General features: G+C 38.3%; 12 protein-coding genes. 9 read left to right on the top strand and 3 right to left on the bottom strand.

The window, feature by feature from the left end:
- Nucleotides 1–21 precede the first annotated feature (21 nt).
- Together ACNARN_RS00495 and ACNARN_RS00500 are read right to left on the bottom strand one after the other, a co-directional pair.
- Nucleotides 22–1,071 carry a 3-deoxy-7-phosphoheptulonate synthase gene (locus ACNARN_RS00495; RefSeq protein ID WP_198619615.1) on the bottom strand — a complete coding sequence of 350 codons (1,050 nt, stop codon included), beginning with the start codon at nucleotides 1,069–1,071 and terminating at the stop codon, nucleotides 22–24.
- A gap of 121 nt (nucleotides 1,072–1,192) precedes the next feature.
- Nucleotides 1,193–2,059, bottom strand: coding sequence for a pyruvate, water dikinase regulatory protein (locus tag ACNARN_RS00500; RefSeq protein ID WP_198619614.1), 867 nt, complete (start codon nucleotides 2,057–2,059; stop codon nucleotides 1,193–1,195).
- A 218-nt stretch (nucleotides 2,060–2,277) separates the two neighbouring features.
- Between ACNARN_RS00500 and ppsA the strand changes: the two genes are divergently transcribed.
- Nucleotides 2,278–4,650 carry a phosphoenolpyruvate synthase gene (ppsA, locus tag ACNARN_RS00505; protein WP_198619613.1) on the top strand — a complete coding sequence of 791 codons (2,373 nt, stop codon included), beginning with the start codon at nucleotides 2,278–2,280 and terminating at the stop codon, nucleotides 4,648–4,650.
- 455 nt (nucleotides 4,651–5,105) lie between these two features.
- Here ppsA and ydiK read toward each other — a convergent pair whose 3' ends face one another.
- Entirely contained in the window at nucleotides 5,106–6,218 is a 1,113-nt protein-coding gene (gene ydiK / locus ACNARN_RS00510; protein WP_198619612.1) for an AI-2E family transporter YdiK, read from the bottom strand.
- A gap of 216 nt (nucleotides 6,219–6,434) precedes the next feature.
- Between ydiK and ACNARN_RS00515 the strand changes: the two genes are divergently transcribed.
- From ACNARN_RS00515 to sufS, 8 genes are all read left to right on the top strand, one after another.
- Nucleotides 6,435–9,491 (top strand): FAD-binding and (Fe-S)-binding domain-containing protein, encoded by a 3,057-nt coding sequence (locus ACNARN_RS00515; protein WP_198625568.1) that lies wholly within the window; start codon nucleotides 6,435–6,437, stop codon nucleotides 9,489–9,491.
- On the top strand, nucleotides 9,488–9,901 hold the full coding sequence (gene menI, locus ACNARN_RS00520; RefSeq protein ID WP_109372431.1) for a 1,4-dihydroxy-2-naphthoyl-CoA hydrolase: 414 nt from the start codon (nucleotides 9,488–9,490) through the stop codon (nucleotides 9,899–9,901). Before ACNARN_RS00515 ends, menI begins: the two co-directional genes overlap by 4 nt.
- A gap of 172 nt (nucleotides 9,902–10,073) precedes the next feature.
- Nucleotides 10,074–10,694, top strand: coding sequence for a hypothetical protein (locus tag ACNARN_RS00525; protein WP_198619610.1), 621 nt, complete (start codon nucleotides 10,074–10,076; stop codon nucleotides 10,692–10,694).
- Nucleotides 10,695–11,112: 418 nt separating this feature from the next.
- Nucleotides 11,113–11,481, top strand: a complete 369-nt coding sequence (gene sufA, locus ACNARN_RS00530; RefSeq protein WP_416304006.1) for a Fe-S cluster assembly scaffold SufA — start codon at nucleotides 11,113–11,115, stop codon at nucleotides 11,479–11,481.
- Between the two features lie 17 nt (nucleotides 11,482–11,498).
- Nucleotides 11,499–13,001, top strand: a complete 1,503-nt coding sequence (gene sufB / locus ACNARN_RS00535) for a Fe-S cluster assembly protein SufB (protein WP_198619609.1) — start codon at nucleotides 11,499–11,501, stop codon at nucleotides 12,999–13,001.
- A gap of 44 nt (nucleotides 13,002–13,045) precedes the next feature.
- Nucleotides 13,046–13,792: a Fe-S cluster assembly ATPase SufC gene (gene sufC, locus ACNARN_RS00540; RefSeq protein ID WP_023582353.1), complete on the top strand. Its 747-nt coding sequence runs from the start codon at nucleotides 13,046–13,048 to the stop codon at nucleotides 13,790–13,792.
- Nucleotides 13,767–15,074, top strand: coding sequence for a Fe-S cluster assembly protein SufD (sufD, locus tag ACNARN_RS00545; RefSeq protein WP_416304007.1), 1,308 nt, complete (start codon nucleotides 13,767–13,769; stop codon nucleotides 15,072–15,074). Before sufC ends, sufD begins: the two co-directional genes overlap by 26 nt.
- A gap of 11 nt (nucleotides 15,075–15,085) precedes the next feature.
- Nucleotides 15,086–16,324 carry a cysteine desulfurase SufS gene (gene sufS, locus ACNARN_RS00550; protein ID WP_198625572.1) on the top strand — a complete coding sequence of 413 codons (1,239 nt, stop codon included), beginning with the start codon at nucleotides 15,086–15,088 and terminating at the stop codon, nucleotides 16,322–16,324.
- The last annotated feature ends 6 nt before the right edge of the window (nucleotides 16,325–16,330 follow it).

The following is a 16,330-nucleotide window of genomic DNA, read 5'->3' on the forward strand; positions in this document are numbered from 1 at the left end:
TGCTATTTATTAGTATTTAGCTTATTGAAATCGACTTTCAACGGCTTGTGCTAATAATTCAAGAAGTTGTTCTGTGTCATTCCAGCTTAAACAAGGATCGGTGATAGATTGTCCGTAATTAAGCGGTTTATCTTGTATCACTTTTTGTGAACCTTCTTGTAAAAAACTTTCAGCCATCACGCCAACAATCGCTTGTGAGCCATCTTTAATTTGTTGACCAACATTTCTGGCTACTTCTAATTGACGACGATGAATTTTTTCACAGTTACCATGGCTAAAATCGATAATAAGATGCTCTGGTAAATCCACTTGTTTTAGTGCATCAACCGCATCAGCGATATCGCTTGCGTGATAATTCGGTTTTTTACCTCCACGCAGAATAATATGACCATAAGGATTACCACTGGTTTGGTAAATTGTCATACGGCCATTTTTATCTGGCGATAAGAAGGTGTGACCAACACGAGAGGCACGGATAGCATCAATCGCAATACGGGTATTACCATCAGTGCCATTTTTAAAGCCAACAGGGCAAGAAAGCGCAGAAGCCATTTCGCGATGAACTTGGCTTTCAGTCGTTCTAGCACCAATGGCGCCCCAACTAATTAAATCTGCAATATATTGGCCTGTGACCATATCGAGAAATTCAGTTGCAGTGGGTAAACCTAACGCATTTATTTCAATTAATAGCTTTCTTGCAAGGCGAATACCTTCGTTGACGTTGCAAGAGTTATCGAGGTAAGGATCAGAGATTAAACCTTTCCAGCCAATGACCGTACGTGGCTTTTCAAAGTAGGTTCTCATGACGATTTCTAAGCGGTCATGATAGCGTTCTTTTAGCTGATTAAGCTTAGTGGCGTACTCTTTGGCAGCTTTAGGATCATGAATAGAGCAAGGCCCTACAATCACTAATAGTCGCTTGTCTTCTCCGGTAAGGATCGCTTCAATGCGTTTACGTGCTGATGTGATATTTTGGATTATCTCATCAGAAATGGGGAACTCTTTTGCTAAGGTTTCTGGTGTTACCAGACTGTCTAAAGCCTTAGTCCGTAGTTCGTCTGTCTTTAACATAATTCATCTCAATAAATATACAGGGTAAGTCTACCCAGTGATTAAGATCACAATAAACGAAATTCAGCTAATTTCAACAGCGTTCACAGAGAAAAACGAATAAAAAAGTCGCCATAAAGGGTTAAAACATTCTTCTTGCTAATCCCATAGAATCAATTACCTTGGTTGAAATTTCTTCAACAGAATAATTCGTGGTGTTGAGATAAGGGATATTGTTTTTTCTAAAAAGTGCTTCTACTTCGGACAATTCAATTCTGCATTGACGAATAGAGGCATAACGGCTATTTTCGCGGCGTTCACCACGAATAGCGGCAAGACGTTCTGGCGCAATGGTTAAGCCAAATAATTTATGCTGATATTCTTTTAGTTCTGCGGGGAGTTTTAAGAAATCCATATCATCCGCAGTAAATGGATAGTTAGCTGCTTGAATACCAAATTGCATTGCTAAATAGAGGCTGGTGGGGGTTTTCCCGCAACGAGAAACACCAATTAAGATCACTTGTGCTTGATCGAGATTACGTAATGATATGCCATCATCATGGGAAAGAGTGTATTCGATGGCGGCAATACGAGCATCGTATTTACTAAGATTTTTTTCAGTCAGTCCATGAGTTTTATTTAATTTTGGCGATGCCTGGATCCCTACTTCTTTTTCAAGTGGTATTACGAGAGATTGCACAATATCCTGACAAAAACCTTCACTGCTATTTATTATCTGTTTAACTTCAGGACTGATAATAGAATAAAAAACAAGGGGCTTAACGCCACTCTTTTTATAAATTTCAGAGATTTTCTGTTTTATTTCTTCAGCTCTTTCCACAGTAGAAACAAAAGGTAATGTATAACTTTTCATTTTTAATGGAAATTGAGAAAGTACCGCATGGCCTAATACCTCTGCCGTAATCGCTGTACCATCAGAGATAAAAAAGACTGTTCTATCAATGGGTTCATTATTATCACAATTAATAGAATTCAAGCTTAATATCATAACGCTCACCTTTTTTTAGCTGAATTAGCAAATCAAACAATATTATCTAAAGCATTTTTAGTGATTATAAAGGATAAAAAAATAAAGTTTTCTGGTTGATCGATTCACCTTTCTATATTCAGCATCACATTGTGATACGCTTATTTCAGTTGTCGTTTTGACAGCGGGTTTTTCTTTTTTTCTCTCTCTCATAATTGTTTAAAAAAGGATTGTTCTCAATGTCCAGCAATAGCCTCACCCCGTGCAATGTGCTTTGGTATAACCAATTAGGTATGAATGACGTTGATCGTGTTGGTGGGAAAAATGCTTCCCTCGGTGAAATGATCACAAACCTAGCGGAACTGGGTGTTTCTGTTCCTAATGGGTTTGCTACCACAGCGCAAGCGTTTAATGATTTTCTGGAACAGAGCGGTATCAATCAGCGTATTTATGAATTGCTTGATAGCGTTGATGTTGATGATGTTAATCAACTGGCTCAAGCAGGTAATCAAATTCGCCAGTGGGTAATTGATACACCTTTTACGCCTCAGTTTGAAAAAGATATTCGCGATGCTTATCTCACATTAAGTGAAGGTGAATCTGAAGCTTCATTTGCCGTTCGTTCATCTGCGACTGCAGAAGATATGCCTGATGCTTCTTTTGCAGGTCAACAAGAGACGTTTTTAAACGTTCAAGGTATTGATGCCATACTCGTTGCAATCAAACATGTATTTGCCTCGTTATTTAACGATCGAGCAATCTCTTATCGTGTTCACCAAGGTTATGATCATCGTGGTGTTGCATTATCTGCGGGTGTTCAACGTATGGTGCGTTCTGATCTTGCTTCTTCAGGTGTGATGTTTACTATCGATACTGAATCTGGCTTTGATCAAGTTGTCTTTATTACATCAGCTTATGGTTTAGGTGAAATGGTAGTACAGGGGGCTGTTAACCCGGATGAGTTCTATGTACACAAGCCAACTTTAGCAAAAGGTTTACCTTCTATTGTTCGTCGTAATCTTGGCTCTAAAAAGATCCAAATGGTTTACGCGGATAGTGTTGAACATGGTAAACAAGTTCGTATCGAAGATACACCAGAGTCACTGCGCAATCGTTTCTCTTTGACTGATCATGAAGTTCAAGAGCTGGCTAAACAAGCTGTATTGATTGAACGTCACTATGGTCGTCCAATGGATATCGAATGGGCTAAAGATGGACATAATGGCCGTTTATACATTGTTCAGGCACGTCCAGAAACAGTTCGTTCTAACCAACAAGTTATGGAGCGCTATCAGTTAAATGAAAGTGGCTCTGTTATTATTGAAGGTCGTGCTATTGGTCATCGTATTGGTACAGGTGCCGTTAAAGTTATTCATAACTTAAGTGAGATGGATAGAATTGAAGCGGGTGATGTGCTGGTTACTGACATGACAGACCCAGATTGGGAACCTATCATGAAAAAAGCCTCTGCGATTGTAACTAACCGTGGTGGTAGAACATGTCACGCTGCAATTATTGCCCGTGAATTGGGTATTCCAGCTGTTGTAGGTTGTGGTGATGCAACAGAATGTATTGCTGAAGGAGAAGTTGTAACCGTTTCTTGTGCTGAAGGTGATACAGGATTTGTTTACGATGGCAAACTGGATTTTTCTATTCAAAGCTCCGCAATCGATAATATGCCTGAATTAGGGCTCAAAATTATGATGAACGTCGGCAATCCTGATCGTGCATTCGATTTTGCTGGCCTACCAAATGATGGTGTCGGTCTTGCGCGTTTAGAATTTATTATTAACCGCATGATTGGTGTGCATCCTCGTGCATTATTAGAGTATGACGACCAAACTGAAGCACTGAAAGCCGAAATCAATGAAATGATGGCGGGCTATGAATCTCCAGTTGAGTATTACATCAGTAAACTAACGGAAGGGATTGCAACATTAGCAGCGGCATTCTGGCCTAAACGCGTTATTGTTCGTTTATCTGACTTTAAATCTAACGAATATGCCAACTTAGTAGGGGGCGATCGTTATGAGCCAGATGAAGAGAACCCAATGCTAGGATTCCGTGGTGCGGGTCGTTATGTTTCTGACGATTTCCGTCGCTGCTTCTCCCTTGAGTGTGAAGCAGTCAAACGTGTTCGTAATGATATGGGTTTAGAAAATGTTGAAGTCATGATCCCATTTGTTCGTACTGTACGCCAAGCTGAAGAAGTGATTGACGAATTAGCGGCAAACGGTCTGAAACGAGGTGAGAACGGCTTAAAAGTCATTATGATGTGTGAAATTCCATCAAATGCCTTATTAGCGGATAAATTCTTAGAACACTTTGATGGTTTTTCTATCGGCTCTAACGACATGACCCAATTAACATTAGGTCTTGACCGAGATTCAGGTGTGGTTTCTGCACTGTTTGATGAACGCAATGATGCAGTGAAAGCCTTATTATCAATGGCAATCCAAGCCGCAAAACGTAATGGAAAATATGTGGGTATTTGTGGTCAAGGACCTTCTGATCATGAAGATTTCGCACAATGGCTAATGGAAGAGGGAATTGATAGTTTATCGTTAAACCCAGATACCGTAATTAAAACTTGGGTAAAATTAGCACAATAGAATTAATATCATCGTTATAAATAAAAAGCTCACAATATTATGTGAGCTTTTTTTATACAATTATTAAATAATAGGCAAAAAAAAAGCCTATCATGGGCTGACAGGCAAAGACTACACACAGCAATATTTTATATTCTTTAATCCCGCCAATTAATCTATTAATATGAACGGCGAAATTATTAATTCGATGAAACATTTGTTTCGTTGATATTTATATTAAGAGAAATGCGTTAATTATGCTCTAAGAATTATCTCAATAAAAAGAATATTGGTTTATTTAAAATTGAATATAACTTGCTGGTAACAAACAGGTTTAAAAAAATGTAATTTGTTTCAAGATGTAAGTTTTAATATAGAAATATAATGATTTATTCCTAAATTGATAATCTTTATTAAACTTTGCTCTGTTATTTTTAGAGCATGTAAGTAGCTACACTTACATGCTCCATTATTATTTATTCTTTTTCGATAAAGTTTTTATTCATAAATTCTACTGTTTCAGTTAAATCAGGATTAGGTTTTGGTACTTCATTAATCCATGCATTTAATAAACTATGTGCAACAGCGAGAACAACAGGGCCAATAAATAAACCAATCATACCTAATGTTAAAATCCCACCAATAACGCCTGTGAGAATTAATACCATAGGCAAATCGGCACCCATCTTGATTAAATAAGGTCGTAATACGCCATCCATTGTTGCAACAACCCCCCCCCAAATCACCATGACAATGCCCCAAGTGGTATCACCCGTCCAAAATAGCCATAAAATTGAAGGGATCAATACTAATAAAGGACCTAATTGAGCAAGGCAGCAAATAAACATAAGGACGGTTAATACCGTAGCATAAGGTACGCCAGATACAGCAAGGCCGATACCACCAACAATAGCCTGAATTAAGGCAGTTAAAACCACACCTAATGCAACGGCGCGAATAGACATAGAAGCAAGTAAGATTGCGGCATCCCCGCGTTGGCCTGCTAAGCGAATAGCAAAATGACGCAACCAAGAAACGACATTTTCACCTTGTAAAAACAGTAAGCCAGAAAATAACAACATCACCCCCAAATGTAGGGCAAATCGACCAATATTTAAGGCTTGAGCAAAAAACCAGTTTGCAGCTTGCCCAACATAAGGTTGGATTTTTGAGATTAGCGCATTACCCCCTGAGACAAGAATAGAGTGCCATGTATCATAAAGCTTACTCCCTATCATAGGGACATCGTTAAGCCATAATAATTGCGGTGGTTGAATATTCGATGGTGATTTCGCTAATTCAATTAAGGGGGCACTATTATCAATGACGCTACTAATTAATAAGATAATAGGGATAACGAAGATCAGTAATATCAAAATCATCATTATCATGGTTGATAGCCAACGATATTTTACCCGTTTTTCAATAATAAGAAGTAAAGGCCACGTTGCTACAACAATCATTCCAGCCCAAATGAAACCCACAATAAAGGGGTTTAGGATCCAAAAACTGGCGATAATAAAAAAAGAAATAAAAAGAACAGTGAATAAAACTTTGGGTATATCTGTATGGATCTGCGGTTTTTCCATGGTTTTAAATCCCTACACGAATAAAAATGCTAGAAGCAGATGAATAAACATTGCAAATATCACGTTGTTTATATCACTACGCAATTTGCCAGAATTGTATGATAAGGTGAACAGGTATCGGTCTGAAAGTACAAAATGAGGCAAAGTACCTCTTAGCATACATTTCAACATCTAAAATTAAGCAATGTGGACTATTAGATTAAAGAGCTATAACAAATGATCCCACGTATATCGCAAGCACCGCAAGTCAGTGAACTCACAACAGAATTTCTTGATACCCTTCGAAAAAACGGTTTTACCGGTGATATCTCCAGCAGTTACGCTGACAGACTCACTATGGCAACAGATAATAGTATTTACCAGTTATTGCCACAGGCGGTTGTTTTTCCTCGCTCAACAGCCGATGTAACTATTATTGCTCGCTTAGTTGATGAACCTCGATTTCATTCTCTTTCTCTGACTCCAAGAGGAGGAGGAACAGGGACTAATGGACAGGCTTTAACAGATGGCATTGTCGTCGATTTATCTCGCTATATGAAACGTATTATCGAGATAAACCCAGAAGAACGTTGGGTAAAAGTGGAAGCTGGTGTCATTAAAGATGAATTAAACCTCTTTTTAAAACCGTATGGCTTCTTTTTTGCACCTGAGCTATCTACCAGTAACCGCGCCACATTAGGCGGAATGATCAATACCGATGCATCAGGGCAAGGTTCAATGGTTTATGGTAAAACCTCTGATCACGTTCTCGGTGTTAGAGCAGTTTTATTAGGTGGTGAACTGCTTGAAACGCGGGCTATGGATACCGCGTTAGCAGAAAATATTGCCCAAGAGAGCTCTGCGATCGGTAAAGTTTATCGTACCGTTTTATCTCGTTGCAAAGAGCAGCGAAAGCTTATTCTTGAAAAATTTCCTAAATTAAATCGCTTTTTAACTGGGTATGATTTACGTCATGTTTTTAGTGATGACATGAAACGATTTGATTTAACAAGAATTTTAACAGGCTCCGAAGGAACACTTGCGTTTATTACTGAGGCAACGCTGGATATCACGCCAATTCCTAAACAGCGCAGTCTAGTCAATGTAAAATACGATTCTTTTGACTCAGCATTACGTAATGCACCTTTCTTAGTTAAAGCGAATGCACTTTCTGTTGAAACTGTTGATTCCAAAGTCTTAAATCTTGCTCGTGAAGATATTGTGTGGCACTCCGTCAAAGAGTTGATCACTGATATCCCTGATAAAGATATGCAAGGCCTTAATATTGTTGAATTTGCAGGTGATGATGAAAATCTTATCGCTTCACAAGTCGCATCATTATGCCAACGCTTAGATTTATTAATGAAAGAAGGTCAGAGTGGTGTTATCGGTTATCAAGTCTGTGAAGATCTGGCAGATATAAACCGTATTTATGCCATGCGTAAAAAAGCGGTTGGTTTATTAGGTAATGCAAAAGGGCAAGCAAAGCCAATTCCTTTTGTAGAAGATACCTGTGTGCCACCAGAGCATCTTGCTGATTATATTACAGAATTTAGAGCATTACTTGACAGCCATCAGCTCAATTATGGCATGTTTGGACATGTTGACGCAGGCGTATTGCACGTAAGACCTGCGCTTGATATGTGTGATCCACAACAAGAATTATTGATGAAATCCATCTCAGATGACATTGTCACGTTAACAGCCAAATATGGTGGGTTACTCTGGGGGGAACATGGAAAAGGCTTTAGAGCGCAATACAGCCCCGAATTTTTCGGTGAAACGCTCTATCATGAACTGCGTCAAATCAAAACGGTGTTCGATCCTCGAAATAGACTGAATCCTGGGAAAATATGCCCTCCATTAGAGGTCGATGAACCTATGAAGCAGGTTGATACTATCAAACGAGGTACTTTTGATCGCACAATTCCTTTATCTGTGCGTCAAGATTTTAAAGGTGCATTAGATTGTAATGGTAATGGACTTTGCTTTAACTTTGATGCCAAAAGCCCAATGTGTCCTTCAATGAAAATCAGTGGGCAACGCATTCATTCGCCGAAAGGACGAGCGGCACTTGTAAGAGAGTGGCTACGCTTATTAACAGAGCAAGGCGTTAGCCCAAAACAACTTGAATCTAGCCTAGAAAATAACAAACCTAGCTTAAGAGGTTTAATCGAGAAAACACGTAATACTTGGAAAGCCAAACGTGGCGAATATGACTTTTCTCATGAAGTTAAAGCTGCAATGAACGGTTGTTTGGCTTGTAAAGCTTGTTCAACGCAATGTCCGATTAAAATTGATGTACCATCGTTTCGTTCTAAGTTTACTGAACTTTATCACCAGCGTTATTTACGTCCGTTAAAAGACCATATTGTTGCTAATGTTGAATTAACAACGCCGATTATGGCAAAAGCACCGGGATTCTTTAACTTTTTTATGAAGCAACCGTTGGTGCAATCGTTAAGTAAACACGCTATTGGTATGGTCGATTTACCTTTATTGTCATCACCGACATTAAAACAGCAATTGGCTGGGCATAAAGCGTTAGATATGACGTTAGAAGACTTAGAGCGGTTATCTGAAAAGCAACGTAGTCATCATGTGCTGGTGGTTCAAGATCCTTTCACCAGCTATTACGATGCGAAAGTCGTCGCAGATTTTATCAAACTGATTGAAAAAATTGGATTTAAGCCCGTTTTATTGCCATTCTCACCTAACGGTAAAGCACAGCATATTAAAGGTTTTTTACAGCAATTTAGTAAAACGGCGCAAAAAACCTCAACCATGCTTAATCGTGTTGCAAAATTAGGTATCCCTATGGTGGGAGTCGATCCTGCATTAGTGCTTTGTTATCGTGATGAATATCGTGAAATACTGGGTGATAAACGTGGGGATTTTAATGTTCAACTTGTTCATGAATGGCTAAGTAAATTGGTATCTGAGCCAATAGCAGTTCGCGATGATGCTGAAAAATGGTATCTTTTCGGGCACTGTACAGAAGTGACGGCGCTACCACAAAGTATGAAACAGTGGCAGGCTATTTTCCAACGTTATGGGCAGCAACTCGAATTTGTGAGCACGGGATGTTGTGGAATGGCAGGTACTTATGGACATGAACTAAATAATTATGAAAACTCGTTGGGCATTTATCAACTCTCATGGGGTAATGTATTAAAAACATTACCAACAATGCGTTGTTTAAGCACCGGTTACTCTTGTCGTAGTCAAGTGAAACGTATTGATAATATTGAGCTAAAACACCCACTACAGGCACTTTTGGAGATTATGCCATGATATGGAAACGTGAAACGACACTCGAGCATCTTAATCATATTGGGCAAAATAATATGATGAGCCATCTAGGTATTGAATTGACCTGCCTTGGTGATGATTATCTTGAAGGAACAATGCCGGTTGATCATCGTACTAAGCAGCCTTTGGGGCTTTTGCATGGTGGTGCTTCTGTTGTTTTAGCTGAAACATTGGGCTCTGTTGCGGGTTATCTTTGTACTGAAGGCGAACAGAAAATTGTGGGCTTAGAAATTAACGCTAACCACATTCGTTCTGCTAGAGACGGCAAGGTAAGAGGTGTATGCAAACCTATTCATTTAGGGCGCTCACACCAAGTCTGGTCAATAGAAATATTTGATGATGAAGGTCGTCAAGTGTGTATTTCTAGATTAACAACATCTGTTATTTCTTAAAGAATAAAAAAGACATATGCACAAAGTGAAATACTCGCTTTGTGCGTTTTTTTATGTTTATAGATAATGTCAAAAAGAATAAAAATAGAGAGAAAATAGAATTATTTCTTTATTTAGATTTTATTTTTAATGATAATCATTATCTTCATAATAAAAGATAAGACGATCAATAATGTTAACTATTTCTAAATTCAACACTACAGTATTATTAATTGCAGGTTTATTAATCAGCGGATGCGATAATAATTCTACCTCTGAAACGAGTAATGATATAAGTAATATTCCAGTACAAACTATTTCTGGCTTTAATATGGCTTATCCCACTTCATTTACAATGAGCAGAGAAGATACTGAAAATTATTTTAAATCATTACCAGATAATATTCAGGACGTCACAACAGAAATGATGGTTTATAAATCAGAACCTATTTGTGATTTGACAGAAGTTCGTCTGGTTTATTTTAAAATGATTGATGCAATGAGTTACGATGTGGATGCAGGAGCACAAGGCATAGTTGATAATATTGCGATAATAGATGGTATGAATGAAACATCCACATCGATAAAACCATTAACTATCCCAAATGTGGAAAGCCGACATGTCTTTTTTGAAGGGGAATACGCAAAAGAGAATGTGAGCTATGAAGGTGTTTTAGCGGCTGATCTTAAAACGAACCGAGTATGGCAACTACAATTGATTAGCAACTTCAATAGCCAATCGAACAAACAAAAAAACAGTCAAATCCTTGAATGTACAAACAAATATATTCAAACCATCACTATCAGTAAATAAGTTCAAAGAGCACACAATCCAATAAGAGGTCATCACATAAGTGGTGCTATCTTATCCTTCATAATAAGCATAAAAGTGAATGTGAACAGAGCTAATAGGCTGTAATGTAAAAACACATTTTTATGCTTTTTTCTCTAAATTTCAGTGATAACATATAAAGTGTATTTATATTGCAACTTATATGCGTATTGTGCGAAATATAAGAAAAATTAAAAGTTTTATTTTTTGTAATGAAAGAGCAGAAAAGTGTTATATTACATTGTGTTAACATTAATTGTTAACAAGGTAATCTCAAAAATAGAACAAAAAATACACATTTATAGAATATCCTTTCAAAAGACATGGTTGAAGTGATAAGGGTTATCATTACCATTAGTGTCAGGAAAGATATCAATCTCCTTTCGAAATGAGGTCAGAAATGACAAACAACGTTGAAACTTTTTCTCTTAATGACATACCTTGGCAAGGCATTGTATTAACGGATAATGCAGCAAAGCATATCTGCCATTTAGTTGAGAAAAACCCAGAAAAACAAGGGCTTTCCTTAAGTATTAAACCCTCTGGTTGTACAGGGTATGGTTATGTTATTGAACTCGCTACTGCCCCAAATGATGATGATCTTGTTTATGAACATAATGGAGCAAAACTCTTTGTCTCATTAAAAGCAATGCCATTTATCGATGGGTTGGTTGTTGATTATGTTCGTGAAGGACTTAATCAAATGTTTAAATTTAATAATCCTAAAGCTCAAAACGTCTGCGGATGTGGTGAGAGCTTCGGGGTATAACATAGTGAAGTCAGATTATGTCTCAGAGCAATGTTGAAATTGGTGATGAAGTTCAGGGATGGCTAAGCGATCACCACTATAAAGAAGGTTTTTATACCGATATCTCAACCGATACCTTAGAAAAAGGATTAAACGAAGCGGTTGTACGTGCAATATCGGCAAAAAGAAACGAACCAGAGTGGATGCTGGAATTTCGTTTAGATGCTTATCGCCATTGGTTAGAAATGGAAGAGCCTCATTGGCTAAAAGCAGATTATCCATCGCTTAATTATCAAGATTATAGCTATTATTCAGCGCCATCTTGTAGTTCATGTTGCGCTAATGGCAGTTGTGCTGGTGGCGCGAATGAAGCGGTTACGAGTGATAAACAAGCCACGCAAGATTATTTAACCAAAGAAGTTGAAGATGCTTTTAACCAACTCGGTGTGCCTGTAAGAGAAGGGCAAGCCGTTGCTGTTGATGCTATTTTTGATTCTGTTTCCGTTTCAACAACATATCGTGAAGAGCTTGCTGAACATGGCATTATTTTCTGTTCATTTAGCGAAGCTATTCAAGAATATCCTGATTTAGTGCGCCAATATTTAGGCACCGTTGTATCAAGCCATGATAACTACTTTGCTGCATTAAACGCTGCGGTCGCATCTGATGGTACTTTTGTTTATATTCCAAAAGGGGTTCGTTGCCCAATGGAATTATCGACTTATTTTCGTATTAATGCGGCTCAAACAGGTCAATTTGAACGAACTATTTTGGTTGCTGATGAAGGTAGTTACGTTAGTTATATCGAAGGTTGTTCAGCACCTGTTCGTGATAGCTATCAGCTTCATGCCGCTGTGGTTGAAGTTATTATCCATAAAGATGCCGAAGTAAAATACTCTACTGTGCAAAACTGGTTCTCTGGTGGCGATAGTGAAGGCGGCATTCTTAATTTTGTGACTAAACGTGCAATTTGCGAAGGCGAAAACGCCAAAATGTCATGGACGCAATCAGAAACCGGTTCTGCGATCACATGGAAATATCCAAGTGTGATTTTAAAAGGGGATAATTCAAGCGCTGAATTTTTCTCTGTTGCCTTAACCAATGGCAATCAACAAGCAGATACGGGCACTAAGATGATCCATATCGGCAAAAATACCAAATCAACCATTATCTCTAAAGGTATTTCTGCAGGTAAAAGCCAAAACAGTTACCGTGGACTCGTAAAAGTACTCCCTAGTGCGCAAAATGCCCGTAACTTTACCCAATGTGATTCCATGTTAATTGGTACGCAGTGCGGTGCGCATACTTTCCCTTATGTTGAAGTAATGAACAACTCAGCACAGCTTGAACACGAAGCGACAACGTCACGTATTGGTGAGGATCAGTTGTTCTATTGTCGTCAGCGTGGATTAAGCGAAGATGATGCAATCTCAATGATTGTAAACGGATTTTGTAAAGATGTGTTCTCAGAATTACCGCTGGAATTTGCTGTGGAAGCACAAAAATTATTAGCTATCAGCTTAGAACATAGCGTCGGTTAACTATTAACCAAATTCTGAGTATAAAGATACCGAAGGCATATATTATGTTAGAGATTAAAAATTTACATGTCAGTGTTGAAGGCAACGAGATCCTAAAAGGATTAGATTTGCAGGTTCGTGCAGGTGAAGTTCACGCGATTATGGGGCCAAATGGCTCGGGTAAAAGTACCTTATCAGCAACACTTGCTGGTCGTGATGAATATGAAGTCGATGAAGGTTCAATCACCTTTAAAAATAAAGATTTATTGGAATTAGAACCAGAAGATCGCGCAGGTGAAGGCATCTTTATGGCATTTCAATATCCTGTTGAAATACCCGGTGTCAGCAATCAATTTTTCTTACAATCTTCTGTAAATGCAGTGAGAGAATATCGTGGTCAAGAGCCATTAGATCGCTTTGATTTTGAAGACTTTATTGAAGATAAAATTAAATTGCTAGATATGCCACAAGATTTGTTAACACGCTCAGTTAACGTGGGATTTTCTGGTGGTGAAAAAAAACGTAACGATATTTTGCAAATGGCTGCGTTAGAGCCGGAATTATGTATTTTAGATGAAACAGACTCAGGACTTGATATCGACGCATTAAAAATCGTTTCTAATGGTGTTAATAGCTTACGTGATGGTAAACGTGCTTTTATTGTTGTAACACATTACCAACGCATTCTTGACTATATTAAACCTGATTTTGTACATGTGCTTTATCAGGGAAAAATCATTAAATCTGGTGATTTTTCATTGGCGCAAAAATTGGAGGAACAAGGTTATGGCTGGCTTATTGACCCTCAATGAAAAGCGTGAAAAACAGCGCCAAGTTGAACTGCGTAATCAACAAGCATTAAAAACGTTTTCAACGTTATATCATCAACGTAAAGGTGACGAAAATCTGAATGCACGTAATCACTGGTTGCAAGTTGAAAAAATGGGCTTTCCCGCTTATCGTCATGAAGATTGGCACTATACGCCATTAGACGAAACGTTAAGCCAAAGTTATCAACAATTGCCACCTTTTGATGTGCAAAGCTTAATAGCTAAACAAGCTTTATCTTTTGATTGCTATCGTATTGTAATGGTGAATGGCACATTCTCACCGACAGAAAGCAGTAAAGATTTTGGTCCTTATCAAGTGACGTTACTTGATAATCAAAGTGAATTACCTACAGCGGTAAATGGTGAAATTTTCCTGCATTTAGTTGAAAGCTTAGCGCCACATCCTTTGTTGATTACCCTGAAAGCGGGTGTTATTGCGGATAAACCACTTTATATCCTCAATATTACTCAAGGTGATCAAAGCGCAGAGGTAAATAGTGCAAATTATCGTTTTCACCTTGATGTTAGTGCAAATACTCAGATGCAAGTGGTAGAGCATTATATCAGCAGTGACAACGAAAACCGTCACTTTACAGGGGCAAGATTAACCGCAACGATTGGTGATAATGCCTCTTTTAACCATATCAAATTAAGTTTTGAGAATAGCGTAAGTCAGCATTTTGCTCATAACGATCTGACAATAGGGCGTGATGCTCGTGTCAATAGTTATGCTTTCTTATTAGGCGCTAAACTTAGTCGTCATCACACGAGTTCGGCACTAAAAGGTGAAAATACAGAGCTTTCAATGAATAGCGTTGTATTACCTAAAGCAGGCGAAATAGCGGACACCCGTACATGGCTGGTTCATAGTGAGAAAAATTGCCAGAGTCGTCAACTGCATAAAAGTATTGCGATGGATGCAGGGAAAGCTGTATTTAACGGTATGATCACGGTGACACCTCAAGCCTTAAAAACAGATGGTCAAATGACTAATAATAATCTGTTGCTGGGTGAGAAAGCGCAAATCGATACTAAACCACAGCTTGAAATCTATGCTGATGATGTGAAATGTAGTCATGGAGCCACTGTGGGGCGAATTGATGATGAGCAACTATTTTATTTGCGTTCACGCGGTATTTCTTTAAGTAACGCACGTAAAATGATCATCCATGCATTTGCGGCTGAATTAACTGAATCGCTAGAAAATAGTGTGATCAAGGCGCATGTATTAGACAGAATTAATCAGCGCTTATTAGAGGTATAAAATAGGGCATTATGACGCATTCCATTGAAAAAGCGCGAGATGATTTTCCAATTCTTTCACAGCAAGTGAAAGAAAAACCACTGGTTTATCTCGACAGTGCCGCAAGTGCTCAAAAACCGGCTTGCGTCATTGAACATGAAAAACAATTTGCCTTAACACAATATGCCGCGGTTCACCGCGGCATTCATACCTTGAGTGCAAATGCGACAACCTTAGTTGAAAATGTCCGTAAAAAAGCCAGTGATTTTTTAGGTGCCAATAGCGAAGACGAGATTATTTTTGTTAAAGGAACAACCGAAGGCATCAACTTAATTGCGAATGTTTATAGCCAACGATTTTTGAATGATGGTGACAATATCATCATCACAGAAATGGAACATCATGCAAATATTGTTCCTTGGTATATGTTGGCAAAACAGTATGGTTTTAATGTTCGTGTGTTACCGCTATTGCAAGACGGCACGCTCGATTTAGCTCAATTACCTCGCTTAATCGACGAACGAACTAAATTATTCAGCCTTACGCACCAATCAAATGTATTGGGCACAGTGAATCCTATCGCTCAAATTATTCGTGATGCTCGCCAATATGCTATTGATCAAGGAGGGGAGCTACATATATTGGTTGATGGGGCGCAAAGTGCTATGCATCAATCGATTAATGTTTCACAACTTGATTGTGACTTTTTTGTTTGTAGCGGCCATAAACTTTATGGGCCTACTGGCATTGGTTTGCTGTATGGTAAAAAAGCGATACTGGATGAATTACCGCCTTGGGAAGGCGGTGGCGCAATGATAAAACATGTTCATATTAATGGTGATATTACCTACGCAGATGCACCTTGGCGCTTTGAAGCGGGAACACCTAATATAATGGGAATGATTGGCTTAGGTGCTGCATTAGATTATCTTTCACAGTTAGGTATGAATAATATTGCTGAGTATGAAAATAGTATAATGAAGTATGCCCAAGAGCAGTTGCAAAAAGTAAAATCTTTAACGCTTTATGGCAATGATTCTCGACAAGGTGTGATAGCGTTTAATTTAGGTAAACACCATGCTTATGATGTTGGGGCATTTCTTGATAATTATGGTATTGCGATTCGTACAGGGCATCATTGTGCAATGCCAATTATGGATTATTACCAAGTTCCTGCAATGTGTCGTGCATCTCTTGGTTTATATACCGATAAAAATGATATCGATGCGTTGGTTAATGCGTTATTACGTGTTGAAATGTTATTAGGTTAAAGATTA

This window comes from Proteus sp. TSJ240517 (assembly GCF_047921575.1).
GTDB lineage: Bacteria > Pseudomonadota > Gammaproteobacteria > Enterobacterales > Enterobacteriaceae > Proteus.